Genomic DNA, 25936 nt, shown 5'->3' with positions numbered 1-25936 from the left:
TGGATTACCTCCCGAATTAATTTCTGCCATTAGTGTATCGCATTTTTTGGTAATTTACAAGTATTTACGGTGGAATCAGCAGATTGTCTAAAATTTATCAATGCTTATTTACGTATTTAATGATTCCCACTTTTGAATAAAAAATTCGGTTTTGCTTCATATTCCTTCTGCAAAAAATCAAGAACGGTCTCATAAGAAGAGATCGGCGTTGTTTTTAAAGTTTTCAGAATCACAATCACGTAGAAAGACATTGGGAACAACAGCCCATGCATACCGGGCAAGGTTTCACCAGTAGGATTACAGGAAAACAACATTGCACAAAGCTCCGGCAAAGAAGTAGAAAATCCAAAAAGTGCTGCTGCAAGTCCTGCACGATAAAACGTAGGGAGAGACGGTGCCCCGATTCCACAAAGAATTTTTGCCTGTTCAAAAAAGAAATACAAGAAAAAGCAAAATGCGATCGTCAAGAAGAGACTTTCCGGCAAAAGAATCTGTGCGGAATTTTTACGAAACTGAACAATCAGAACTGCTGCGCACCAAAGGCATGGCAATAATGCCAGATAGGGATGATTTTCATAAAAATTCTGCCCGGCACCACTTGCACAGCCAAGGACTACCAGCGAAAGTCCGGCTGCAATTCCAAAAATCAGGAGTAGGATTGTCTCTATCGTAAAAGAACCGACAGCTGCATAGATAGACTGAATAATCAGACACGCACCGCATAAAACGGCAGCACCTGCTTGCAAAACGCTGCGTTCGGCACGCCAGATTTCTCTTTTGGTTCCACGAAAAAGGACAAAAATTAAAACGGTCCCAACAAAAAGACAAATAATTGCGAGCAGAGAAAGGATTCCTCCGTCAGAAAAAAACAGAGTCCCGGCAGTTCCCTTCTGCAAAAAAATAGCGATACGCAGTCCAAAAGTCAGGACAACTGCTAAAAAGAAGCTGGTAAATCCTGCTTTCTTTGATTTTATCATCACAAAAACTCCTATCGTCGTCAACTTAGGCAGCATTCATGCCGCTTTGCAACTTCCAATTCTTCCATATCATTATACAAACCAAATTTCTTTTGGTCAATGTCATCGCTTATTCAAAATTTTTCACAGGAGGTGTCCCTCTTTATCCATCATAAAGGTGTCTGCCCAGTATGCTCAACTTCTACCCTTTTTCATGAGATTTTCCGGATATCAGGAATATCCGGCTAAAGAATGTAATAATTTTATAGCAGCCCCCTGATAAAGTCAATATGATCTCTTTATGCTGCTTATCTCAAAATGAATTCCATTCGACTGATTCATTCATTTATTTTTCTTTTTTGCTTGTTCTTGAAATTTTATTACCAAAAATAAAGGAACCTCATGTGATTCATGAATAAAAAAAGGAAGGAGCCTGATTTTACTTTGAAAGGTACCATTGCTTTGCTTGTCTTGTTCTTTTTGTTGCTGCTACTCTTACCATGTCTTGTCTTTTTCGGAAATGGTTCTCGAAATTCTTCCTCAGAAAATCCAAGCGTCTCAAGCAGTGTCCCCTCTTCCACCATTTTGCAGACTTCAGAAAGCAGTGCACCAGCTTCCGCAGCTCCACAGGCAGAAACGGGACAAACAACCTTTTCGGTACTTGATAAAACGAGTGGAAGCGTACAATCCATTTCTCAGAGAGAATTTTTAATCGGCACTGTCAGCACCGAAATGAGTCCCGATTCTCCCCCAGAAGCTTTAAAAGCACAGGCGGTTGCCGCCAATACCTATTATCTTCGGCAGCAGCAGGTTCATCAGGCAAATCCCGATCCGTCCCTCTCAGGAGCAGACTTTTCCTGTGAGACAGGGAAATGGCTCACCTATGCCGATGAGCAGCAGAGAAAGGATCGCTGGGGTGACAATTATCAAAATTATGAAACAGCCGTAGAGAATGCCGTAGACGCCACCATAGGCCAAACACTTAAAATAGACGGACAACTTGTGGATGCCACCTACTTTGCAATTAGTTCCGGCGAAACAGAAAACGCCAGTGATCTTTGGGGCGGCGGACAATCCTGTCTCGTCAGCGTTGCGAGTCCCGAAGATTGCTTTGATCCCGGTTTTCTATCTACAAAAGCCCTTTCCTCTGACGAAGTAAAAACCGCAGCGGAATCTTTAGGCTGTACCATGGACGGGGACCCCTCTTCATGGTTTGGTGAAACGAATCGCAGCAAAGCCGGAAACATTTTAACCCAAACGCTTGGGAATCAAACAGTAAAGGGACAAGATCTGCGCTTTGCGCTGGGTCTGCGCAGTGCAAATTTTACATGGACTTATGAAAATAATACTTTTACCTTTACCGTAAAAGGATATGGGCATGGAGTTGGAATGAGTCAGGTGGGTGCCAAAGCAATGGCACAAAGTGGAAACTCTTATGAGGAAATTCTTTCGTGGTACTACCCTGGGTCTTCACTGGAATCTGTTTAAAAGAGCGGAAAACCAAATTCGGTTTTCCGCTCTTTTTCTTTATTCTCAGATTATCCAAGTTGTCTCGAAATATTCACGTCACAGAGCTGTTTGATGCTGTAAACAGCCGCAATCTCTGTAATTCCATTTTCTCGTATATATTGAGAAAGATCTCCCGTATAGTGCCGCAGATCGACCGCATCAATCTCGCAAAACTGATCCGCCAAAAATGGTGCCATTGAGTTAAAATAGCTGTCCCGCAAAACCAACAGCTTTTTTGAACTCTTGGCCTTGGGATTTTGAATCACATCCAGATTATGATTGCCGCCGAGATAAGTGCTGTATTTATCTTTTCCACTAAGATAGCTTTCCCAGTAAAGTCCGCTCCTTGTCTGTCCATTTGTCTCTTGAGTCACATTTTCTTCTCCCTGATAATAGGGAAGCAAAAAGTGGTCTGCTCCCTGTGCTGTAAGCAGTGCTTGGGAATAGAGTGTCCCGTAAAAGTCCCCCTGATCTTTCAGTGTGTAGGAAGAAAGCGGAATCGGCGTTTCCCCCATTGCCTTTGTCAAAACAGAATATCCCTCATATGCCCCATAAAGATTCCAATGATGATCCGTCTTAAAATAATAGTCATAACTTGATTTATGTAAACTCAACGTATCAAATAGATTTAAAACTTTTGCGTTAGGGATCCCACCAAATTTAGTCTGCACAAGGCTTAATGCCTGTGTTTGATCGTAACTCGGTGCATTTTCCGGAAGCCATTCTGCCTGTTCCTGCGCACCAGAAGGCACCGGAATCATGTAAAATGGAAGCCCTGTTTCCTCAGCAAAGTCTGTCAACGCCTGCACATTTTTCTGAAGAGTACGGTCGGGAGGCAGCAAGACTTCATAAAGATGGCCTTCTTTTCCGAGATAGACGCCGCCTTCCGGTGGCTGCTGCATATAATTGCCGCTTAGATCTTTTTGGCCCAAAGCTGCCTTTTCATCGGCATTAAGTTCTACCAGCTTCCGTCTCCCAAAAAACTGATCGTTTACGAAATCATCGATACTTCTTTGAAAACTTCCATCCGAGATCTTAGACAAATCCCACTGCAAGGAACTCATCAGCGAACGATTTTCCTCCTGCGAATAAGTCTCTTTTGGCCCAAACAAAATCCAACCAAGCGAAAAAAAGCAGACAGCGAGAATTAATCCCATAGAAAAGAGCTGCTCTTTGCAGGGCTTTTTGCCGGATTCTGCGGCAAAAAATGTGCGGCCCTTCTTTTTTTGGCTCAATCCGCACACCTCCTAAAATTTTGCATAAAGAAATGGCATAAATCCGTTGCCAGCCATTGCAGAAAGGCTCAACAGGAAAAGGACTGCAAATCCGGCACTCCAAAGGATTTTTCCCGGTACCGACCGACACATCTTTAAAAACAGTCTGTGCGGAAATTCCGTACAGAAAACGGCACTGATCAATAATAATGGCCAAGCAGTGGAAAGGAGATACAGCCCTAAAGAATCGATCCCAGATGCACTCCCAAACATTGCTCCCAAAGCACCGACTGCACGCACAAGATCGGTATGGCTAAAAAGCACCCAGCCCAAAACTTCCGCTAAAAATGCGTAACCCCAACAAATTCCTTTTGGAAGCCTGCCCCAAAAATTCTTGAGGGGGAATTTCTCCAGCATAATCAAAATCCCGTAATAAAGGCCCCAAAGGACAAAATTCCAGCTGGCTCCATGCCAGAACCCCGTTAAAAGCCACACGACAAACAGGTTCCAGATAGTGCGCGCTGTTCCCCGGCGATTTCCACCCAAAGGGATATAAATGTATTCTCGAAACCACGCGCCAAGAGTTACATGCCAGCGGCGCCAAAATTCCGAAACACTAAGACTCTCATAAGGATGCAAAAAATTTTCCGGCGTCTCAAATCCAAAGACTTCGGAAAGTCCAATCGCCATATCAGAATAACCGGAAAAATCAAAATAGATTTCAAATGTAAACGCTAGCGCTCCAATCCACGCGGCTAAAGCACTTGGCTCTTCATAAAACTGTACCCGCGCAGAAATCTGTGCCAGTAAATCGGCAATCAAAACTTTTTTAAAAAGACCGATTCCAAATCGAGTAAGGCCATGGGACACTTTTTGAAGAGTAACCGGGTGATTTTTGAGCTGCGGTGCAAAATCACGATAGCGAACAATCGGGCCTGCCGTAATTTGCGGAAAGAATGTAAGATATAATCCAAAGTCAAGTAGGTTTTTCTGTACCGGTGAATCACCCCGCAGAACATCCACCCCATAGCTGATACTGCGAAATGTAAAAAAGCTGATTCCTAACGGCAAAATCAATGTTGGAACCGAAAGATCAAAAAGGTGATTGACGGTATCCACCGCCATGGAGCTATATTTAAAGACACCAAGCAAAAGCACACTAAAAATTACATTAAAAACCAAAACCACTTTTGCTTTTTTGGGCGTCTTCTGAAAAGTTCCGATCAATCTTCCGCAAAAATAATCTACCAACACAGCACTCAGAAGGAGAAGCAGCTGCCAAATACCACCCCATGCATAAAAGATCAAAGAAAGCAAAAATAGACCGCCGTTCCGAAAACGTTCCGGCAAAAGCAGTGCTACTATCAAAGAAATCGGTAAAAATAACGCAAGAAAAGGCAATGTACTCAGTGTCATATCCTAAAAGGTTCCTTTCTCGATCTCTCAGCTTTCAATATTATCAATCACATAGACATCCGCGCAGCGTGGAAGGTCCGATCACATAAATCCCACAAGGCAGATGTCTTTCCCCGCTAAATCCTTTCTGATTACCGGGACAGCGCAGTGCCAAACCGGGGCGTTCCTGATCATAACAGGTAGAAACGCGGTTGCAGGAACAGCCGGTCGTCTGATACCACGCACAGGCAGAGCAATTTGTACAGTGTTTTACACCAGAAAGCTCTGCATATTTCGGTGAGATTTTTCCACCCGCCGGACTTTCTCCATTCGAAATCAAGATATGTGCAGGATTCAGTTCTAAAAAGTGGGTACTCCATCCAGACTCCATACCGTGATGGGGTGCTTTTAAAATATAATAATCCGAATAAAGAAAATCCGAAATGAAATCGATCACTTCCGCGGGGGCATCTCCAGTCATCAAAATATCATCACAAGTCGCCTGATGCTTGCGAACATTCTGAAAAATAATCCCTGCCGCATTGATCTGTTCAGAATAAGCTTCGCGGACAAGCGGCTTTTCCAGATACTCACAAATATCTAAAGCCACCGGCTGCTTCTGCAAAATCGGAATCAAATCGTCAATCCGATTTAAAATTGCCATCGTATGAGCAACGTCAGCCTCTCTTACTGGAGCATGACCGCACATCTCCAAATAAGCCTTGCAGAAATCTTCTTTTAGATCAACAAAATCCCGCACACAATCCGGCAAAAAAGGGGAAGCGAGCATCACGTTGAGTTCTTCCGAAATTTCCTGGAACGCTTCCTCAAAGATAAACCCTCTCCGTTTGGGCCAAAGCACCTCATATTCTACATCATCAAATAGGAATCGGTCCCCTTCTCCCAGCGCATAAAGTTTTCCTCCCAAAAGAGCGCGCATCGTCTGAAAAAAGATTTTAACTGCCGCCGTGTTCACCTGTCCATAACCCGTACGCCTGGTCATAAAAGCATATGCAATCAAAGAAAAATCAAGCAATAATGCTTTTCCGTTTTCATCTGCAGGGGTACATGGAAGATAACACGTTGAAAACCATCCCGGCCTTTTATCAAGGATTTCCCGCATGCCGCAGAGATGATCTCTGTGGTAGTGGGTCAAAAGAAAAGCACGATTTGAAAAGCCATCATAACGATTGAGAAGCGCCGGGTCCACATAGCTGCGAAAATCCGTCTCTCCCTCTCGAATTTTTCGGTTGGTACTACCGCAGTCAACCATTAGAAGATCATTGTGATGGCCTCCCAGCACAATACATTCTCCATATTCCACATTGTGCATTTCGAGCCATTCCATCGCGCTTTTTTCCCCTCGATTCTTTTATTTTTTCTCCGTAACCAGATCAATCGGACGACCATCTTGATAGAGCACGCCAGAAACAAATTTTCCTGCTCTCCATACACCGGTGCGCAAAAGCTGCCCATTCCCGCTATGTTCTTCACAGACACCGTCCGCCATACCATTTTTAAAGTTTCCCGAAAGTTTTCCTCCTCCGGAAAGATGTTGGATTCCGCGGCCTTCCCATACATCATTTTGAAAGCTGCCTTCATAGCGGACCATACTATTCTGATATTCCGTTCCCTGCCCGCAGCGCTTTCCATTTTTCCACATGCCGGAATAGGTCAAATTTCCCTCTGAATCAAAGGCAGCACCCGTTCCGGTCGGAATATTATCCTTCCAGCGGCCTACAAAAACAGAGCCGTCCTTTGCACTGAAGCTGACTCCCATTCCTTCGCGGAGATTTTCTTTCCAGGAACCGACATAACAGATTTTTCCCGAACGATAATAATAAGTTCCAAATCCGTCACGCTTATCGTCTCTGTAATTTCCCTCATAGGCCGTATCTCCATTTTCCATAGCGGTTCGGCCTCTACCCTGCCGCAAACCATCGATCACACGGCCAAAATACCGATAATCTTCATTTGCGCTTACAACAATTCGTTTTGCCGGAATCATCTCGGCCATCTCAGGTTCTGCTTCCTTCGCTGGCAGTTGCTGCTTTTTCTCCGGCTGTATTTTTTGATCTTCCGTTTTGGGCAAATGATCTTCGAGTGCTTCTTTCGTCTCTGCCGCAGCTGGTTCTATATTTACTTTCTCTTCAGAAAGTGTTTCTATCTTCTCTTCTTCCTTTTCCTCTTCCGAATCTGCAATTTCAATCGCTGCAGATTCTTTAGGTGGGACTGCTTCAACAATAACATCCTCATTTTCATCTTGATCTTCTTGCTCTACCGTCAACGGCACTGTTTTTGCTTCAAGATGCTCTTTTTCTGCAGGCTGAACCGGATCCAGCGCATGATCATTGGGCACAAACTGGAAATCAATCGGCGCTGTTTTTACCGGCTTCCAATCTGGTTCTTCGCTGTAATCACCTTTGGAAAAATCTCGTTCTACGGCCGCTCGGCGTTCCAGCTCTTCCTGTGTTTCATAACCAAAAGTTCCATCTTGCGTATACGCGATTACTCGCGGACTTCCTGCAACAGTATCCACTAAGCTTCGACGGGCTGTCCCCTCTTCCAACTTAATGGGATATAGCTCTCTTCTATGGTACTTTTGTATCGTTCGATCATATTCCAGCATAGAGATTCTCTCTTGAGAAGGCATCAGCACTACCTGCGGCCTTTCAAAGTCTCCGGCATAATATGCCGTACGCTCCCATTGCTGCTGCTCATTAAAAGTAGTTTTTGATCGAACAGCGCCGGATGGATACCAAGAAATCACTGCCCAACCGTTTTTTTGCGGAATCGCTTTCTGAAAAATTTCTCTAGAGCTCTTCATTTTCCATAAAAAGTGATGGTCAGCAAGGTGATATTTGGCGCTTAAGTCTGCACCAAATTCCTCTGAACTGATCTCTCCACGCTGGGCAATTTTTTCCCGGAACCAGTTTTGGCGCACTTTCCCCAAAAGATCCTGTCCGTCCTCGCAGAAGCGTGCACAGGTTACTGAATAAAAAACCGGGTCACTCACCGCTGCCGCCATCCTTTCAAAACCAAAATTCAACAAAATAATCCATATTTATTATAAGAAAAGCGTTTGCATAATGCAACCACTTTGCAGAATTTCCTTTTTTAAATGAAAGGAAGATAGACCATCCTAAAAAAATATGATATATTTAATCTTTAGAAAAGCAATTCTATATTTTCCTAAAAAAATAAAAAGGCCATCCGGTTTTGCCGGACAGCCTGATGCCAAAGGAAAAATTCATTTGATTAACCGCGAATCGCCGAGCCGACTTCATCAACAAAGCCAGTAACAGCTTGCGCTGCCTTATGAGCAGTTCTTCTTAGCTGACGGTTATTTTCCATTGCCTTTCCTCCAATAACCACAGCGGCAACACCGACAGCTGCGCCGGCGGCGATTCCTTTTACAAAGCCCATTGTATTCTTATACATTAAATACAACCTCCCGAATAAAATTGCGGAACCCAAAAAGACAAGTCCCATTTTCTATCATCCCCTTCTAGAATGGTTTTATGGCTTGAAACATTCGGCGAAATATTTGCCATCTCCTGTTAAAATAAATAAAAGCGAAAGGAAGTTCCCTTTATGTCGAAACTCAATATTGTTCTTGTCGAACCCGAAATCCCACAGAATACCGGAAATATTGCACGCACCTGTGCATTGACCGGTGCCCGGCTCCATCTGGTCGGCCCCATGGGATTTAAAATTGATGATAAAAAATTAAAGCGTGCCGGTCTTGATTATTGGCATCTGCTTGATATTTCCTATTACGATAGTCTTGCCGATTTCTTTGCGAAAAACGACGGAAATTTTTTCTATTTTTCCACAAAAGCCCGACATATCCACAGTGATATTTCCTATCCAACGGAAAACTGCTATTTGGTTTTCGGAAAAGAAACCGCCGGTCTGCCCGAAGAGCTGCTGCTCAAAAATCCGGAATCCTGCGTACGAATTCCCATGCTCAACAATCCCGATGCCAGAAGTCTCAATCTTTCCAATTCCGTTGCAATCGGAGTCTATGAATGTCTGCGGCAGTGGGGATATCCGGAACTTCTCGTCAAAGGAGAACTTCATCGGCTGCACTGGTAAAACGGCAGTGAATGAAATCCCGTTTTCAGCAAAAAATAAAACGATTGTTTCAATAAAAAGTTTGTTAAATTTTTAATTATCTTTTCCAAATTGCTCTTTGTTTGCTTGAAAACCCTTTTGGGGCGTTGTATAATAAAACCAATTTAAAAGATTTTTTTACCTATCTGGAAGCGAAAAAACGGAAGGAGAAACACCATGAACTATCTGAACAAAAAAACAGTTGAGGACATTGATGTAACCGGAAAAAGAGTTCTTGTCCGCTGCGATTTCAACGTTCCCTTCGATGATCAGGGAAACATTACCGATACCAAGCGCATTGATGGTGCAATGAAAACGATCCTTTACCTTGTGGGTCACAAGGCAAAAGTAATTCTCTGCTCTCACCTCGGGCGTCCAAAGGGAGAATTCAATCCAAAGTATTCCCTTAAACCCGTCGCAAAATGCCTCTCGGAAAAACTTGGTTTTCCTGTAAAAATGGCAGATGATGTCATTGGAGAAAGCGCTCGTTCGATTGCCGCTTCTTTAAAAGACGGTGAAGTGGAACTGCTCGAAAATGTTCGCTTCCATAAGGAAGAAGAAAAAAATGATCCTGCTTTTGCAAAAGAGTTGGCTTCTTTAGCAGATATTTATGTAAACGACGCTTTTGGAACTGCACACCGTGCTCATGCTTCTACAGCAGGCGTTGCCAATTATCTTCCGGCTGTCTGCGGCTTTTTGATTCAAAAGGAAATCACCATTATGGGCAAAGCGCTTTCCGATCCCAAACGTCCTTTTGTTGCAATTTTGGGAGGAGCAAAAGTATCAGATAAAATTTCCGTTATCACAAACCTGCTCACAAAGGTCGATACTTTAATTATCGGCGGCGGCATGGCTTATACATTTTTGCGCGCAAAAGGCTATTCCGTCGGAACTTCTCTCTGCGAAGAAGATAAAGTCGATCTTGCAAAAGAGATTATGACTTCTGCTGAAAAAAAGGGCGTCAAACTTCTGCTCCCTGTAGACAACAAGATCGGGCATGAATTTAAACCGGATACCGAAGCAAAGATTGTTGATTCCGATCAGATCCCAGAGGGCTGGATGGGTCTCGATATCGGCCCCAAAACGCAACAGCTTTTTGCCTCTGCTATCAGCGGAGCCGGAACCGTTGTCTGGAACGGTCCTATGGGACTTTCCGAATGGAAAAACTTTGAATCCGGCACGGTAGCAATTGCACAGGCAGTTGCCGACAGCGGTGCAATTTCCATTATCGGAGGCGGCGACTCTGCTGCGGCAGTCGAGAAATTTGGCTTTGCAGATAAGATGACTCATATTTCCACAGGCGGCGGCGCTTCCCTTGAATTTCTTGAGGGGAAGATTCTGCCGGGAATTGCCTGCCTAAACGATAAAGACTAACCAGATAAAAAGGAGATTTTTCCATGAAAAAATCGTGCCGCCGGGCAATCATTGCCGGCAACTGGAAAATGAATAAAACGCCGAAAGAAGCAGAAGAACTGATCCGTGGAATTCTGCCGCTTGTAAAAGATGCAGACTGCGAAGTCATCTGCTGTGTTCCTTATGTTGATCTTCCTGTAGCGTTGCAGCTTACTAATGGAAGCAACGTAAAGGTCGGTTCTGAAAACTGCCATTGGGAAAAAAGTGGTGCCTATACCGGTGAAATTTCCGCCGATATGCTTGCTTCTATGGAAGTGCCCTACGTGATTATCGGTCACAGCGAACGCCGAACCTATTTTGGTGAAACTGATGTAACCGTTAACAAACGGATTCGCGCTGCACTGGATGCTGGACTTTCCGTCATTGTCTGTGTTGGAGAATCTTTGGAACAGCGGGAACAAGGAATCACTTCAGAACTGGTTTCTATGCAAACAAAGATCGCTTTAAACGGCGTTTCCGAAGAAGAAATGAAGCGAATGATTATCGCCTATGAGCCTCTTTGGGCCATTGGAACGGGAAAAACCGCAACTTCAGAGCAGGCCAATGAAGTTTGCTCGGTCATTCGCAATACGCTGAAATCTCTTTACGGTGAAAAGGTAAGCGAAGGAACTACTATTCAATACGGCGGTTCCATGAAGGCAAAAAATGCTGCGGAACTTCTGGCTCAGCCTGATGTGGATGGCGGTCTCATCGGCGGCGCATCCTTAAAGCCGGATGATTTTGCTGCAATCGTAGACGCTGCTTCAAAAGGCTAATCATAATTATAAACTTCCGGCGCGGACCGGGCGTTTTAGCCCTGTCCGCGCTCTGTATATCAAAGCAGAAAAAGGATTCTTTTAAAGGAGGAACTATTTTATGGCAAAAAAGCCTTTAATTCTAATGATATTGGACGGTTTCGGAATTGCCCCTCCCACCGGAAATGCCATTGCCGCTGCCAATAAGCCGAATCTTGATCGTTTCTTTTCAGAAAACCCAATCACGCAGATCGGCGCTTCCGGGCTAAACGTTGGGCTGCCGGATGGTCAGATGGGCAACAGTGAAGTCGGTCACACCAATATTGGTGCCGGCCGTATCGTCTATCAGGAGCTGACCCGCATTACGAAGTCAATTCAAGACGGTGACTTCTTTCAAAATTCAGCTTTGCTCTCTGCCATGGAAAATGCAAAGCAAGAAGGAAAAGCCCTTCATCTGGTCGGCCTGCTCTCAAGCGGCGGTGTTCACAGTCATATTGAGCATCTCTATGCGCTTGTAGAAATGGCCAAACGCATGAATGTAAAGAATGTTTATATCCATGCACTGCTGGACGGCCGCGATGTTCCTCCGACCTCAGGCAAAGGTTTTGTAGCTGCCTGCAATCAAAAGCTCGCACAGATCGGCGTCGGCAAAATTGCAACTGTGATGGGCCGCTATTATGCGATGGATCGTGATAATCGCTGGGAGCGTGTGGAAAAAGCTTATGCCGCCATGGTCTATGGAGAAGGCAACTTTGCTAATTCTGCCGAAGAAGCAGTAGAAAAATCCTATCAGGAAAAGGTAACGGATGAATTCGTGATTCCCGCGGTCATTGACAAGAAAGGCTGTATAAAATCCGGTGATTCCGTAATCTTCTTTAACTTTCGTCCTGACCGTGCCCGTGAAATTACGCGCACCTTTGTTGACCCCGATTTTTCCGGCTTTGCCCGCAAAAAAGGATTCTTCCCGCTCACTTACGTCTGCATGACGCAGTATGATGCGACCATGCCCAATGTGTTGGTCGCATTTAAACCGGAAAGTCTTAAAAATACAATGGGAGAATACCTCTCGAAAAATGGGATGACACAACTTCGGATTGCAGAAACCGAAAAATATGCCCATGTTACATTTTTCTTTAACGGCGGTGTAGAAAAGCAATATCCCGGCGAAGACCGCATTCTTGTCAAATCGCCGAAAGTTGCTACCTATGATTTACAGCCTGAAATGAGTGCATATGAAGTCACAGACAAGCTGGTAGATGCTATCCATTCCGGAAAATACGACGTCATCATTTTAAATTACGCCAACTGTGATATGGTTGGGCATACCGGTGTTTTTGCAGCTGCAAAAGCTGCTGTAGAAGCGGTCGATCAATGCGTCGGAAAAGTAATCAGTGCCATCTCCGATATGCACGGCGTTGCCCTTATCACCGCAGACCACGGTAATGCTGATAAAATGGTAGACGAAAACGGAACCCCCTTTACAGCACATACCACTAATCCGGTTCCATTTTGTGTCATCGGATATCCCTGCAAGCTGCGAAGTGATGGTCGCCTTGCAGATATTGCTCCGACAATGCTCAAGATTTTGGGCCTGCCGCAGCCTCCCGAAATGACAGGAAAAAGTTTGATTGTCTAAAATGCAATTTTAAAAATGGACCGTACAGGCTCAACCTTGTACGATCTTTTTTATTGCTTTTTTAAAATATTTTAATTTGACATTTTACTTAAAATCGCCTATTCTTTATTATGTTATGATTTTTTCGGGGAGTCTTTCCCAAAAGGAGTTTAAAACATGATTCCAAGCATAAACATTGCCGGCATGGGATTTATTCTACTGGCATCTTTGGTCTTACCATTCGGCCTTTATTTTTATTTTTATGCACGACTGCGGCACTTCCGAATTTATCCGGTTGTTTTTGGGCTTGCAGCATATCTGCTTTTCGGCTATGCCATTGAATCCATTATGGGGCAGCAACTACTGTCTGTTCTAAATGCATTCCCGACTACCAACCCAACACTTTATGTAGTGACGATTTTGCTGATGGCTGGTCTGATCGAAGGCTCTGGCATGTTAACCTCTGCTTTTCTGCTGCGCTGGAAAATCTGCCGGGACGAAACCCCCGCTTCTGAAATTGGTATTGGAATCGGCTTTGGAATCGCCTTTGGCGGATTAAAATCAGCATTGGAGTTTGGGCTCTATCAGATTTCAACACTTCGTGTTGCAGCCGCAATCAATAGTCAGGGCATAGACAATCTGCTTCAAAATTTTACAGATGACGAAAAAATTTTAGCGCAGGAACAAATTCAGGCAATTGCTAATACCCAGCCTTATCTGTACTTTATTACCGGTATAGAGCAAATTTTTATGATCTCTCTTCAGATCGCACTGGCAGTGCTGGTCTGGATGGTTATTACACGCCGGTTAAAATGGTACTTTTTCCCGATTGCAATTGTACTACACATGTTTGCTTTACTTCCGACTACACTTTCTGCAATTAACGCTCTGGATTTGATCGTAGCAGAGGTCTTATTTGCACTCATTGTAATTGCAGTTGTTTTTCTTACCTACTGGCTTTATAAAAAATACTGGGATTCCGTTCCGCCGATTACGGAACAAGCACGAACTTCTGGGAGAAAAGAAGCTCTTTCCAGTTCTAAAAAAGCTGATTCTTCAGCAAAAAAATAAACTTCATTATAAAAAATCCCCGACAGAGTTTTTCCTGTCGGGGATTTTTTTATAATTCTTTTCTCCAAAGCCCATGCAAATTGCAAAAACAATCTGCACCTGTTACTTTTTCTCCTATTGAAAGACAAAATTCCGCTTCCGGCTTATCTCCCGGAGAAAGCCAATGAAGCTTTCCTCCACGATTCGTTTCAAGAAAAATCCACTCAATATAATGCGCGTCCACCATTGGGTGATCTTGCACACTGATATGCACTTTGGCCGTATTTCCAGTGACAGTAATAACCGGCAAATGCCTTTCGGCGCTTCCCTTTGCGTTGGATGGAGCTTCTTCCAAAGCGTTTTCGCATTCATTCTGAACTGAGCCTGGATGCATTTGCAGATAAACCAAATTGCTTTTGCCTTTACATTGATAAAATTTAATTTTCGATGAATTCATATTCGTAAACCTCCTTCTAAAACAATCTATGCTGCTCCCTACGATTGTTCCAAAGGAAGTGCGTTGTAATCCTCGAATTTAGATTACAAATCCACCGTTCACTCCCAAAATTTGACCGGTAATAAAAGAAGAAGTCTCATCTGCCAAAAAAGCAACTGCCTGCGCAATTTCTTCGGGCATTCCCAGACGTTCCAGCGGTGTCTCCTCTGCGAGTTCCCGAAGCGTTTCAGCACTATGCTGTTGATTCATCTCCGTAAGGATAACTCCTGGAGCAATTGCATTCACTCTAATATGGCTGGGTCCAAGTTCCTTTGCCAACGCTTTCGTCAGGCCGATCACTGCTGCTTTCGCCGCAGAATAATGTACTTCGCAGGAGGCGCCCACTTGTCCCCACATGGATGAAATGTTGATAATACTTCCTGCTTTTTCATGAATCATATAAGGCAGCGCACATTGGCAGCAATGAAACACGCCGTCTACATCGACGGCAAACATCCCTCTCCAATCTTCCTCGGTCAAGTCCGTAAAAAGTTTTTGCTGGGCAATTCCGGCATTGTTCACCAAAACATCGACACCGCCTGCCCTCTGGAACATTTTGATCACCTGTGCACGGTCGGACACATCTGCTTCAATTGCAATTCCATCAATTTCTTTCGCCAATTTCAATGCTTGTTCCTTACTGTGTTGATAGTTGATCGCCACCCGAAATCCTTTTTTTGCGAGGATCCGACAGCACGCCGCACCGATTCCGCGGCTGCCGCCCGTTACCAATGCCGTTTTCATATTTTCTCACCTCATAAATTATCTGTTGCCATCATAATTGCTGTCAGTGCCGCAAGCGGTGCTGTTTCTGTACGGAGAATGCGGGGGCCAAGGGTCGCCGGAACGCCTCCGGACTCTGTTACCATTTGGACTTCCTCTTGTGAGAATCCGCCTTCCGGCCCAATAAAGATTGTCACTTTCTGATCTTGTGGACTTAAGAGTGTTCGAATTTTTTCTCCGCCGCCTTCATAAAAAAGGACTTTCTTTCCTTCTGCATTTTGAATTGCTTTTTTAAACAAAACAATTGGTTTCACTTTGGGAATGATTCCTCGTCCGCTCTGTTTTGCAGCTTCCAATGCAATTTTCTGCCAACGTGCAATTTTCTTTTCCGCTGCTTTTCGATCCGGTCTCGATACACATCTGGAAGTTTCCATCGGCTGAATTTGACTTACACCAAGTTCCACCGATTTTTGTATAATCCAATCCATCTTATCATTTTTCGGCAGTCCCTGACAAAGGGTCACTTTTACAGTCGGTTCCGCAAAGCTTTTTTGGATCTCCATAATTTTCACTCGCACAAAGTCTGAGCTCATCTGGGCAATTTCTCCTAGGTAGTCATTTCCTAAGCAATCACACAGCGTGATTTTTTCTCCCACGGTCATGCGCAGACTCTTCTCAATATGCTTTGCATCTTCGCCTTTTATAATCGCTTCATCGTCAGGAATTGTATCAATGAAAAAACGTGGCATTTTATCTCTCTCCTGTCGCTTTTGTTCTAAAGTAATTATAGCATGGAGCCATTTTGATTGCTATGTAGATTTCTGTTTTTAACTTTATAAACAAAAAACGATGCTGTAAAAACAGCATCGTTTTAAACGGATTATTTCAAAAGACTGCTTTTTATGCGATATGCATTGCCAGCGTAATAATACGCAGGACAAACAGACCACCAACAACATACATAATGGGAGAAATATCTTTGATCTTGCCAGTGAAGATCTTGATGATAACCCAAGAAAGCATTCCAAACATAATGCCATTTGCAATGGAATAAGTAAACGGCATCATGATAATTGCAAGGAATCCGCCAACTGCATCGGCGAGATCTCCGGAGAACTTCATCTTCAGAACGCTGCTCATCATCAGCAAACCAACAAAGATCAAAGCCGGTGCTGTTGCAAATCCCTGAATCGAAGTAAAGATCGGATAGAGCGGAATTGCAACCAGGAACAAAACGCCGCTGGTCACTGCTGTCAAACCGGTACGTCCGCCTTCTGCCACACCTGCAGAAGATTCTACAAAGCTGGTGACGGTAGAAGTACCAAGGCATGCACCCACAACAGTGCCGACTGCATCGGAAAGAAGTGCACGGCCTGCTCTCGGCAGCTCTCCTTTTTCGTTCAGCAAATTTCCTTTGGAAGCAACACCAATCAAAGTACCGACCGTATCAAACAAGTCAACAAATAAAAACGCAAACATAACGATGATAAAATTCATCGGATTGTGTGTGACATAATTAAAATCGAACTGCATAAAAGTCGGCGCCAGCGACGGGAACGGGGTATAATTTGCAAAAGATGGGATATTGGAATAAACTCCCGCTGCAGGATTGACTACATACCAACCGGAAAGTTCTGCAAAAATGCCAAGGATCCAAGTTGCCAGAATTCCAAGAAGGATAGCAGCTTTCACATGATAATGAGTCAAAACACCGATCAAAATAACGCCAATTAAAGCGAGAACAACGGTAGGAGAAGCAAAATCACCGAGTGCAACCAAAGTAGAAGAGGAAACTTTTCCATCAACAATAGAAGCATCCGACCGAATGATTCCTGCACCTTTCAGCCCGATCATCGAAATAAAAAGGCCAATACCAGCAGTAATTCCATATTTCAGGTTTTCCGGGATTCCGTTTACAATCTTTTCACGGAATTTAAAAAGGGAAAGCAAAATGAAGATAAAGCCTTCTACCAGAACCGCAGTCAAGGCGATTCTCCAGGCGCCATCTCCCAACCCCATACCAAGACATACGGAATAGGTGAAATAGGCATTCAGTCCCATGCCGGAAGCCAAAGCTACCGGATAGTTGGCGAAAAAGCCCATCACAAAAGTTGCAATTGCTGCAGACAGCGCTGTGGCAACGAATACCGCGTTCTGATCCATCCCTGTCAGTCCCAACAAGCTGGGGTTTACCGCCAAAATATAAGCCATCGCAAGGAAGGTTGTCAGGCCGGCCAGGATTTCAGTTTTTACGTTGGTACCGTGCTCTTTTAGTTTGAAGATTTTTTCCAAAAGTATTCACGCTCCTCTTTCACTCTCGATCTTTTTTGCGGATTTTCCGCAAGAATTACAAATTTAAGTATACCCTATTTGACAAAAAAATCAACAGATTATTCATAAATCGTTCATAATTACAGGAAATCCCTCAAATTATGCATGCAATCTGGTAAAGATGAGCAAGAATTTCACAAAATTATCTTTTTATGTTCCGTTACATCGCCAATATCGCAGTCATTAAAACAATTTTGAAGCAAACGCTACTTCAAAAAAGTTTGAAAAACGGCTCAACTTGCTCTACAAAAAATAAGATACCCCATTCATAACGTCCCATTCTAAAAATCCATTTTTTATAAAAAGCACTTAGAAACGGAATGCTTTTCTTTTTTCCACAATAAAAAACAGCTCCCTATCTATAAAGATAGAAAGCTGTTTTTATCATTTTTTACTTGAAACTTTATTTCAAACGACCTTGAAGTCCGTTTAGTTCTTCTTTCAGTGTCTTTGGCATCTTATCTCCGAATTTCTTATAAAATTCGGAAATTCCCTCTGCCTCTTTTGCCCACTGCTCTTTATTCACGTTCAAAATAGACTGCAGAGTCTCACGGCTCATATCAAGGCCATCCAGATTAATATCCTCAGCCTTCGGCACAAATCCGATTGGCGTCTCTACTGCATCAGCTTTTCCTTCGCAGCGTGCAAGAATCCATTCGAGTACACGAAGGTTATCACCAAATCCAGGCCAGATAAAGTGTCCATCTTGATTCAAACGGAACCAGTTAACATTAAAAATCTTCGGGGCTTTGTCTCCAAGCTTCTCGCCCATGTCAATCCAATGCTGGAAATAGTCTCCCATATGATATCCGCAGAACGGCAGCATCGCCATTGGATCACGGCGGACAACACCAACTGCGCCGGTAGCAGCTGCAGTGGTCTCAGAAGCCATGATAGAACCTACAAACACGCCATTATTCCAGTCGCGGGACTGATAAACAAGCGGCGTTGTCTGTGCACGGCGACCACCGAATATAATTGCGGAAATCGGTACCCCAGTTCCCTTATCAAATTCAGGGCTGACACACGGGCAGTTCTTTGCCGGTGCAGTAAAGCGGCTGTTTGGATGTGCACCCTTTTCGGTGCTTGTCTTTCCGTTCCATGGGTTTCCTTTCCAATCCACTCCATTCTCCGGCGGATTCTTGTCAAGGCCTTCCCACCAAACAGTCTTGTCATCGAGATTCTCGGCAACATTTGTAAAGATCGTACCTTTATGTGTGCATTCCAACGCATTCGGATTCGATTTTGCATTGGTACCTGGTGCTACACCAAAGAAACCATTTTCAGGGTTGACCGCCCAGAGACGGCCGTCCGGTCCGATTCTCATCCATGCAATATCGTCTCCAACTGTCCAAACCTTATAGCCCTTCTTGCGATAGACCTCCGGCGGGATCAGCATGGCAAGATTCGTCTTACCGCAGGCAGACGGGAATGCGGCAGAGATATATTTAATCTCGCCCTTCGGATTCTGTACTCCCAGAATCAGCATATGTTCGGCCATCCAGCCCTCGTTCTTTCCGAGGAAGGAAGCAATCCGCAAAGCAAAGCATTTTTTGCCCAGCAACACATTTCCACCATAACCGGAATTAACCGAAATAATGGTATTGTCCTCCGGGAAGTGACAGATATACCGCTTTTCGGCGTCGATGTCACACTTTGCATGCAATCCTCTGACCCAGTCACTGCTGTCGCCTAAAGACTCCCAGACTTTATCGCCTGTACGAGTCATAATGGACATATTGAGCACTACATAGATGGAATCGGTCAACTCTACGCCAATTTTGGAAAATGGGGAACCAATTGGCCCCATAGAATAAGGAATCACATACATGGTGCGGCCCTTATAGCTTCCGCGTGCAATATCATAGAGCATCTTGTAGCATTTTTGGGGTTCCATCCAATGGTTGGTAGGGCCTGCGTCCTCTTCTTTTCTGGAGCAGATAAACGTGCGGTCCTCTACACGCGCAACATCGTTGACGGCGGTGCGGTGCAGATAGCAACCCGGCAGTTTTTCCTGATTCAGTTTGATCATTTCGCCGGTCGTACATGCTTCTTTACGAAGCGCTTCCAACTGCTCTTCGGAACCGTCAATCCAAACGACGTCCTTCGGCGTTACCAGCGCTTTCATTTCTTCGATCCATTTCAATACGGACTGATTTTTAGTCATAGTCCAATCTCCTTCCAGCTCGTTTAGCCTTTTCAAATTCGATTACCCGGTAATTCATTATAATACAAAAGATATCCAGAATCAATGCAAATTCTGTTGAATTCCCAGAGGGTCCCTTTATAAAATGCAGAATCCACCAGATAATGATTAAGAAATAGAAAGTTCCGGTTTTGCATTCAGATCAAGCCCCGCAGTATGCCCCGCCTGATACTCATAATACGCCTGCGCACCAACCATGGCCGCATTATCTCCGCAATAGCGAATTTCAGGGCAATAAAACTGCCAATGACGCTTGTCGCTCACGCTTTGCAGTCGGCGGCGCAAAAGGCGATTAGCACTCACTCCGCCGGCAATCACTAATTTTTGACTGCCGGTCTGCTCCATTGCTTTTACTGTATTTTCTTCCAAACAATCCACGACCGCCTTACGGTAAGATGCCATCAAATCCGTCAGATTGATCTCTTCTCCACGCTGTTTTGCGTTATGCAGTAAGTTGATAACCGCCGTTTTTAATCCGGAAAAGCTGAAATCCAACGGGGCCCCGTCTACTCTTGGGTGCGGCAGACGAAAAGCTTTTTCGTTTCCTTGTTCTGCACGCCGATCCAGTTCGATTCCGCCGGGATAGGGCAGTCCCATTGCACGGGCAGCTTTATCAAACGCTTCTCCAGCAGCATCATCTCTTGTTTGTCCCAAAACACGAAGATCCGTATAATCCCGAACTTCTACTAGGTGAGTATGTCCCCCTGAAACCACCAAACAGAGAAACGAAGGAGTAAGCTCCGGTGAAGTCAGATAGTTTGCCGCAATATGGCTTCTGAGATGATGAACTGGAATCAGTGGCTTTCCGGAAGCCATACAAAGTCCCTTGGCAAAATTGACCCCGACTAAAAGAGCGCCAATCAATCCGGGCGCATAGGTCACGGCAATCGCATCTACTTCGGAAAGCGTCATGCCCGCCTGTTCCAGTGCCTGTTCTGTTACCGGAACCACCGCCTCACAGTGTCTGCGAGAGGCAATCTCCGGCACAACTCCGCCATAGAGCTTATGCTCCTCCACCTGCGACGCTATTACGCTCGAAAGCACCTTTCTTCCGTCTTCTACAACTGCTGCGGCAGTTTCATCGCAACTGCTTTCCAATGCTAAAATCCTCATAGGATCGTATCTCCTTTATTCTGCTCAAAATAAATAAAAACCAAGTATGCGTTTTTCTCCATACTCGGTTTTTATTTTATCATATTCTTTTAGGAATGACCAGAAAATCAATTTTTCTTTTTCTGATTGCCAACCCATGCATAAAAAATCGGAATGGTCAGATATAACATCCAGCCCGGATGCCAGAGATCAAAAAGAAAACCAAGCACCAAATAAAGAATTGTGATCAAGACGGGATAAACGCCTTCCAAATGACAAGTTCTAGCAATAATCGGGCAAAGGACGATGCAGCCGAGGACCAAGAACCATTTTATATTTAAAAATATCCACAGCACAATACAAATCAAAAGCGCCACCACACACATTCCAATCATCTGATTGGAAATAGAATGCCTGTGAGGTTCTTCAGGAATAGGATCTGAATAAACAACCGATTCCTGAGAAAAATCCGGTTCTGATTTTTCTGCCGGCTGTTGCGGCTGTGATTGTTCCGCATTTTCCCCATAAGGATTAGCTGCCATATTTTTCATTTGTTCCGCCTGTTTTTGAAGGCGCTCTGCCGCTTCTTTTACCGATTCTTGGGAAGGAATCTCGAGAGTCGGCTGCTCTTCTTTTTGTGAACTTTCCGCAGCAGAAGTTTCTTCTTGGCCCGGCACTTTCGGCAGTTCCAAAGAAATCTTTTCTTCTTTTTCTCCCACGATTCCTTCCGGATCACGATTTTCAACGGGATCGTCTGTTTTAAGCAGATCATCGAGAGAAATCTGATACAGTCGTGCAAGCAAAATCAGATTGTCTGTATCGGGGGAAGATTCCGCCCGCTCCCATTTAGAAACCGCCTGCCGGCTAATTCCAAGTTTTTCTGCCAATTCTTCCTGGGAAAGGCCCTTTTTCTTCCGCAGCTGCACCATTCGGTTTGCAATCTCAATATTCATTGATTGTACTCCATTCCTGATTTTTCTAATTGATTTTGTGTTTTAAAAATAACACAAAAGATCCGGTTGCGACCAGCAATTCTACTTTTCAAATAGCGCAACTTCTGGTTGCAAATCCTGGTTTAAAGCCAAAATCAATCCTTTTTTAAGAATTTCGTAAGGATCCACCCATCCTCCGGCGGATTTGTATAAAACTGTTTTCGGATCCCATTCTTTTGAAATCCCAGTTTTTGATAAAGGCTGACTGCCACCAGATTAGACGGCCTGACTTCTAATGAAATAAAACTGCCCTCATGCTCTTTTCCGTATTGAAGAAGCCCTTTCGTAATCATTTCTCCGATGCCTTTTCGGCGAAAATCCGGATGTACTGCAATATTATCTACATATCCTTCTCCGCAAACAAAGTGCATCCCACCATATCCACAGACCATTTCGTCTTCTTCTGCTACCAGAAAAACAGCCGTACTGCTTTCTAATTCCGCCCTCAGTCCTGCCTCTGTCCATGGTGCGGAAAAACATTGCTTTTCTATTTTGGCAAGAGCCGGAATGTGTTTTTCCTCCATCGGCTTCAATCGAATCAATCTCTCTTGCCTCCTAATCTTTCCGGTAAACGATCCAATCAAATGCGATCTCTGTTTTGAGAGTCTCTGTTTGCTCCAAACGTTCAATCCCTTCCCTTGGTGTTTTCCACGCATAAGGCGTCATTGCAAACAGATCCATGATTGCTTCTTTGTCGTTGAGTTCCAGTTCTCCGCGCACCGGAATCCGCTCCAAAAACGAAAACCCATCATATTCCGTTTCTCGGTGCTCATTTTCGTAGGGGTGTTCATACAAAATCTCTTTATAGCCAAAAAGGTGGCGTTCTCCCGGCACTGCCAAAAGAAAGATTCCGCCTGGCTTTACTACCCGCAAAAATTCCTGCGGCATCACCGGAGAAAAGACATCCAACAAAAGGGCGGTACCACAATCTGGAAATGGAATCTCGAAGCTGCTCCCCACTGCAAAAGAAATCCCAGGATACTGCTTTGCAGCTGCTTTGACGGCAAACTTAGAAATATCAAAGCCAAAGACTTCTGGGGTTTTTCCTTCCTTCAAGAGTGCCTCTTTTAAGCCGTTCGTATACCATCCTTCCCCGCAGCCGGCATCCAGGATCACCGGAGAATCCTTATGAGAAAGATAGCGGCAAACAATTTGGTTGAGAGCATCCCCAAAGATCTGATAGGTTCCCCGTTCCAGACATCTCTTGCGGGCTGCCACCATTTTTTTATCATCGCCCGGCATCTTGCTGTGTTTCCGATTTGGCGGCAAAAGATAAAGATAACCTTCTGAAGCAAGATCATAACTATGCCCTTTTGGGCAGCGAAAAGCATGCTCTTTCTCCGCATAAAACAACGGACCTTTACAGATTGGACAGATAAACCCCATATTCTTCTCCTTAGGACTTTGCTTCATACCATGTTTTCCCGATTTTCGCTTCTGCTACCATTGGGACAGAAAGTGAAACTGCTCCTTCCATCTCTTCTCTTAAAAGAGATGCAGCCTTTTCCGCTTCTTCACGGGGGGCTTCCACGATTAATTCATCGTGTACCTGCAAAATCAGCTTCGATTTCAAGTGTTCCTTTTCAAGCCGATCCTGCACTTTGATCATCGCAATTTTAATAATATCTGCTGCAGCCCCCTGAATGGGCATATTCCGTGCGACCCGCTCCCCGAAGGAACGCAGATTAAAATTGCTGCTCCGAAGCTCCGGAAGATACCTGCGACGGCCGAAGATTGTCTCCGCATAGCCGCGTTCTTTAGCGAGCTCTACCGATTTTTTCATATACTCATCAATGCCGCTATAGTGGGCAAGATAATCTTTAATATACTGATCGGCTTCTCTGCGGGAAACACCGATATCTTTCGAAAGGGAAAAAGCGCCGATTCCATAAACAATGCCAAAGTTGACTGCCTTAGCACGACTACGCATTAAGGGCGTTACTAATTCTTCCGGCATATGGAACACCTGCGAAGCGGTCGCACGGTGAATATCATCGCCGTTTAAAAACGCCTTGCGCATATTTTCATCATTTGCAACATGAGCAAGCACTCTTAATTCAATTTGGCTGTAATCGGCATCGACAAGTACCCACCCGGGACGAGCCACAAAGAATCTCCGCAGTTCTCGGCCTTGATCGGAACGCACCGGAATATTCTGTAAATTCGGCTCAGTCGACGAAATTCTGCCCGTTCTGGTCTCGGTCTGATTAAAGCTGGAATGAATTCGCCCATCGGCACCGATCACTTTTAACAAGCCGTCACAATAAGTTGATTTGAGCTTAGAGAGACTTCGATACCGAAGGATTTCCGAAATGACCGGATTTTCATACTGCAAAGATTCCAGCACCGCCGCGCTGGTCGAGTAACCGCTCTTTGTCTTTTTTCCATGCGGCAGTCCCAATTTCACAAAGAGAGCATCCCCCAATTGTTTGGGAGAATTCAGATTAAACTCATAGCCGACTTCCTCAAAAATTCCTTTTTGAATGGTTTCGATATCGCTTTGCATGGCTTCGCCGTATTTTTTGATTCCCTCAGCGTCTACTGCAAATCCCTCCCGCTCCATGCAGGAAAGCACCCACGCAAGCGGCAGTTCAATATTGGAGAGAAGCTCTTCCTGTCCGGCTTCGGCAATTTTTTTAGAAAGTGCCTCAAATAGTCCCGGCAGAGAAATCGCACGCACAAAGCGTTCTGCTTTCTTCTGATTTTCGGGCAAAAGGTCTTCCGGTACCGGATTCTCCATTTTCCATACTTCGCAGACTGATACCCCATATTCCTGGCATAGGCGATCAAAATCATATCCCGCAGCAGAGGGGTCCAAAAGATATGCCGCCAAAAGCACATCCATCTTTGCATGTTTTAAAAAGATCCCATCTTTTGCAGCAGCATTCTGCAAAGACTTCACGTCATAGGTAATGACCGGAATGTTTGGATTTTCCAAAAGGCTACGAATTTCTTCCGGCTTTTCTAAAAGACAGGCGCCACGTTCAACTGCGACAGCTAATGTTTCGATCGAGCCGTCTTTTCGATAAAAAGCCAAGACCGGCGCTTCCCCTTTTTTTTCAAGCTCCGGCAGATACATATCCGATTCTGGATTGCGGAAAAGAACCGCATGATCTATCTTTTCTTGCTTCTTAGGGGACTCATCCGGAAGATTTTGCAGCTGAAGCTTTTCCATCAGTTTAAAAAGCTCCAGTTTTGTCATAAGCCTAGTCGTTTCCTCTTTTTTAATTGGAAACGGCACATAATGTGAAATCTCGGTATCGATCGGTGCACTCAGACAAATTGTCCCCAATTCTCTCGAAAGATAGGCATTTTCTTTTCCTTCCCGCAGCTTTTTGCGCATGCCCTCTTTAATTGGCAGCTCGTCCAAATGATCGTAAATATAATCAATCGAATGATAATTCTGAATCAGTTCCCCGGCCCCTTTCGGCCCGATCCCCGGAACTCCCGGAATACAATCGGAAGAATCTCCCTGCAACGCCTTAATTTCAATCATTTCTTTCGGCGTTACCCCGTAAATTTCCTTTACTTTTTCTTCCGTATAAATCGTTACCTGCGGTTGACCGAATTTTGTGGAAGCAAGACGCACGCTGGTATAGGGACCAACAAGCTGCAGACTGTCACGATCCCCGGTCGCAATGACACAGGTATTTCCTTTTTCCGTACAGGCTCTTGAAAAAGTCCCCAAAATATCATCGGCTTCATATCCCTCACAGGTTACCAGATGATAGCCCAAATCTTTTAAAAGCTCCTTAAGCGTCGGCATTTGCTGTGCAAGCTCTTCCGGCATCCCGTGACGGTTTGCCTTATATCCCGCATATTTTTTGTGCCGAAATGTTGGGCCTTTTAAATCGAAAGCAATCGCCACCGAATCAGGCTGCACTTCATCCAAAAGCTTTTGCAGCACCATCAAAAATCCATAGATTCCGTTGGTGTAAAGTCCTTGTTTGGTCGTTAGAATTTTGATTCCGTAAAACGCACGATTTAAAATGGAGTTTCCATCCAATACCAGAATTTTCATACAGTCCTCCGTTTGAAAGGTTCAATTTTGAATCATTATACCACTTTTCAAGCGAAAAATTAAGTGTTATACT

At 44.4% G+C, this 25936-nt stretch carries 22 protein-coding genes; 6 read left to right on the top strand and 16 right to left on the bottom strand.

Annotated features, from left to right (window positions below):
• Positions 1–116: 116 nt before the first annotated feature.
• Complete coding sequence (locus OP489_RS01445; protein WP_266162609.1) at positions 117–977, bottom strand: hypothetical protein; 861 nt, start codon at positions 975–977, stop codon at positions 117–119.
• 423 nt (positions 978–1400) lie between these two features.
• On the opposite strand from OP489_RS01445, the gene spoIID reads away from it, so the two are divergent.
• Positions 1401–2444, top strand: coding sequence for a stage II sporulation protein D (gene spoIID / locus OP489_RS01440; RefSeq protein ID WP_266162608.1), 1044 nt, complete (start codon positions 1401–1403; stop codon positions 2442–2444).
• Positions 2445–2494: 50 nt separating this feature from the next.
• Here the strand turns inward: spoIID and OP489_RS01435 are convergent, their stop codons facing one another.
• The 5 genes from OP489_RS01435 to OP489_RS01415 form a co-directional block, all read right to left on the bottom strand.
• Positions 2495–3700: a DHHW family protein gene (locus tag OP489_RS01435; RefSeq protein ID WP_266162607.1), complete on the bottom strand. Its 1206-nt coding sequence runs from the start codon at positions 3698–3700 to the stop codon at positions 2495–2497.
• A 12-nt stretch (positions 3701–3712) separates the two neighbouring features.
• Positions 3713–5095: an MBOAT family O-acyltransferase gene (locus OP489_RS01430; protein WP_266162606.1), complete on the bottom strand. Its 1383-nt coding sequence runs from the start codon at positions 5093–5095 to the stop codon at positions 3713–3715.
• A 43-nt stretch (positions 5096–5138) separates the two neighbouring features.
• Entirely contained in the window at positions 5139–6422 is a 1284-nt protein-coding gene (locus OP489_RS01425; RefSeq protein WP_266162605.1) for an MBL fold metallo-hydrolase, read from the bottom strand.
• Positions 6423–6446: 24 nt separating this feature from the next.
• A complete protein-coding gene (locus OP489_RS01420; protein WP_266162604.1) occupies positions 6447–8090 on the bottom strand; it encodes an MORN repeat-containing protein in 1644 nt (547 codons plus the stop codon).
• 242 nt (positions 8091–8332) lie between these two features.
• On the bottom strand, positions 8333–8515 hold the full coding sequence (locus tag OP489_RS01415; RefSeq protein ID WP_266162603.1) for a hypothetical protein: 183 nt from the start codon (positions 8513–8515) through the stop codon (positions 8333–8335).
• Between the two features lie 153 nt (positions 8516–8668).
• Here OP489_RS01415 and OP489_RS01410 point away from each other — a divergent pair, with 153 nt between their 5' ends.
• The 5 genes from OP489_RS01410 (at position 8669) to OP489_RS01390 (ending at position 14023) form a co-directional block, all read left to right on the top strand.
• Entirely contained in the window at positions 8669–9172 is a 504-nt protein-coding gene (locus OP489_RS01410; RefSeq protein WP_266162602.1) for a tRNA (cytidine(34)-2'-O)-methyltransferase, read from the top strand.
• Positions 9173–9367: 195 nt separating this feature from the next.
• Positions 9368–10564 carry a phosphoglycerate kinase gene (locus tag OP489_RS01405; RefSeq protein ID WP_323135410.1) on the top strand — a complete coding sequence of 399 codons (1197 nt, stop codon included), beginning with the start codon at positions 9368–9370 and terminating at the stop codon, positions 10562–10564.
• Positions 10565–10587: 23 nt separating this feature from the next.
• Positions 10588–11358 (top strand): triose-phosphate isomerase, encoded by a 771-nt coding sequence (gene tpiA / locus OP489_RS01400; RefSeq protein WP_266162601.1) that lies wholly within the window; start codon positions 10588–10590, stop codon positions 11356–11358.
• Positions 11359–11458: 100 nt separating this feature from the next.
• Positions 11459–12973 carry a 2,3-bisphosphoglycerate-independent phosphoglycerate mutase gene (gpmI, locus tag OP489_RS01395; RefSeq protein WP_266162600.1) on the top strand — a complete coding sequence of 505 codons (1515 nt, stop codon included), beginning with the start codon at positions 11459–11461 and terminating at the stop codon, positions 12971–12973.
• Positions 12974–13129: 156 nt separating this feature from the next.
• A complete protein-coding gene (locus OP489_RS01390) occupies positions 13130–14023 on the top strand; it encodes a YhfC family glutamic-type intramembrane protease (RefSeq protein ID WP_266162599.1) in 894 nt (297 codons plus the stop codon).
• A 49-nt stretch (positions 14024–14072) separates the two neighbouring features.
• Here the strand turns inward: OP489_RS01390 and OP489_RS01385 are convergent, their stop codons facing one another.
• From OP489_RS01385 to polA, 10 genes are all read right to left on the bottom strand, one after another.
• On the bottom strand, positions 14073–14459 hold the full coding sequence (locus OP489_RS01385) for a desulfoferrodoxin family protein (protein ID WP_266162598.1): 387 nt from the start codon (positions 14457–14459) through the stop codon (positions 14073–14075).
• A gap of 78 nt (positions 14460–14537) precedes the next feature.
• On the bottom strand, positions 14538–15242 hold the full coding sequence (gene ymfI, locus OP489_RS01380; protein WP_266162597.1) for an elongation factor P 5-aminopentanone reductase: 705 nt from the start codon (positions 15240–15242) through the stop codon (positions 14538–14540).
• 11 nt (positions 15243–15253) lie between these two features.
• Entirely contained in the window at positions 15254–15970 is a 717-nt protein-coding gene (locus tag OP489_RS01375) for a 16S rRNA (uracil(1498)-N(3))-methyltransferase (RefSeq protein ID WP_266162596.1), read from the bottom strand.
• Between the two features lie 151 nt (positions 15971–16121).
• Positions 16122–17519 (bottom strand): NCS2 family permease, encoded by a 1398-nt coding sequence (locus OP489_RS01370; protein WP_416232467.1) that lies wholly within the window; start codon positions 17517–17519, stop codon positions 16122–16124.
• A 436-nt stretch (positions 17520–17955) separates the two neighbouring features.
• Positions 17956–19719, bottom strand: coding sequence for a phosphoenolpyruvate carboxykinase (GTP) (locus tag OP489_RS01365; protein WP_266162594.1), 1764 nt, complete (start codon positions 19717–19719; stop codon positions 17956–17958).
• Positions 19720–19866: 147 nt separating this feature from the next.
• A complete protein-coding gene (gene tsaD, locus OP489_RS01360; protein ID WP_266162593.1) occupies positions 19867–20871 on the bottom strand; it encodes a tRNA (adenosine(37)-N6)-threonylcarbamoyltransferase complex transferase subunit TsaD in 1005 nt (334 codons plus the stop codon).
• A gap of 107 nt (positions 20872–20978) precedes the next feature.
• Positions 20979–21803: a helix-turn-helix domain-containing protein gene (locus OP489_RS01355; RefSeq protein WP_266162592.1), complete on the bottom strand. Its 825-nt coding sequence runs from the start codon at positions 21801–21803 to the stop codon at positions 20979–20981.
• A gap of 134 nt (positions 21804–21937) precedes the next feature.
• Complete coding sequence (gene rimI, locus OP489_RS01350; RefSeq protein WP_266162591.1) at positions 21938–22384, bottom strand: ribosomal protein S18-alanine N-acetyltransferase; 447 nt, start codon at positions 22382–22384, stop codon at positions 21938–21940.
• Positions 22385–22397: 13 nt separating this feature from the next.
• The gene (locus OP489_RS01345) at positions 22398–23228 is read right to left on the bottom strand and encodes a putative RNA methyltransferase (RefSeq protein WP_266162590.1); all 831 of its coding nucleotides are present in this window, start codon (positions 23226–23228) and stop codon (positions 22398–22400) included.
• Positions 23229–23238: 10 nt separating this feature from the next.
• Positions 23239–25863: a DNA polymerase I gene (polA, locus tag OP489_RS01340; RefSeq protein ID WP_266162589.1), complete on the bottom strand. Its 2625-nt coding sequence runs from the start codon at positions 25861–25863 to the stop codon at positions 23239–23241.
• Positions 25864–25936: the final 73 nt, after the last annotated feature.

The sequence above is a fragment of the Caproicibacterium sp. BJN0003 genome (genome assembly GCF_026314295.1).
Taxonomy (GTDB): Bacteria; Bacillota; Clostridia; order Oscillospirales; family Acutalibacteraceae; genus Caproicibacterium.
This window is presented reverse-complemented; position numbering and strand designations above follow the sequence as displayed.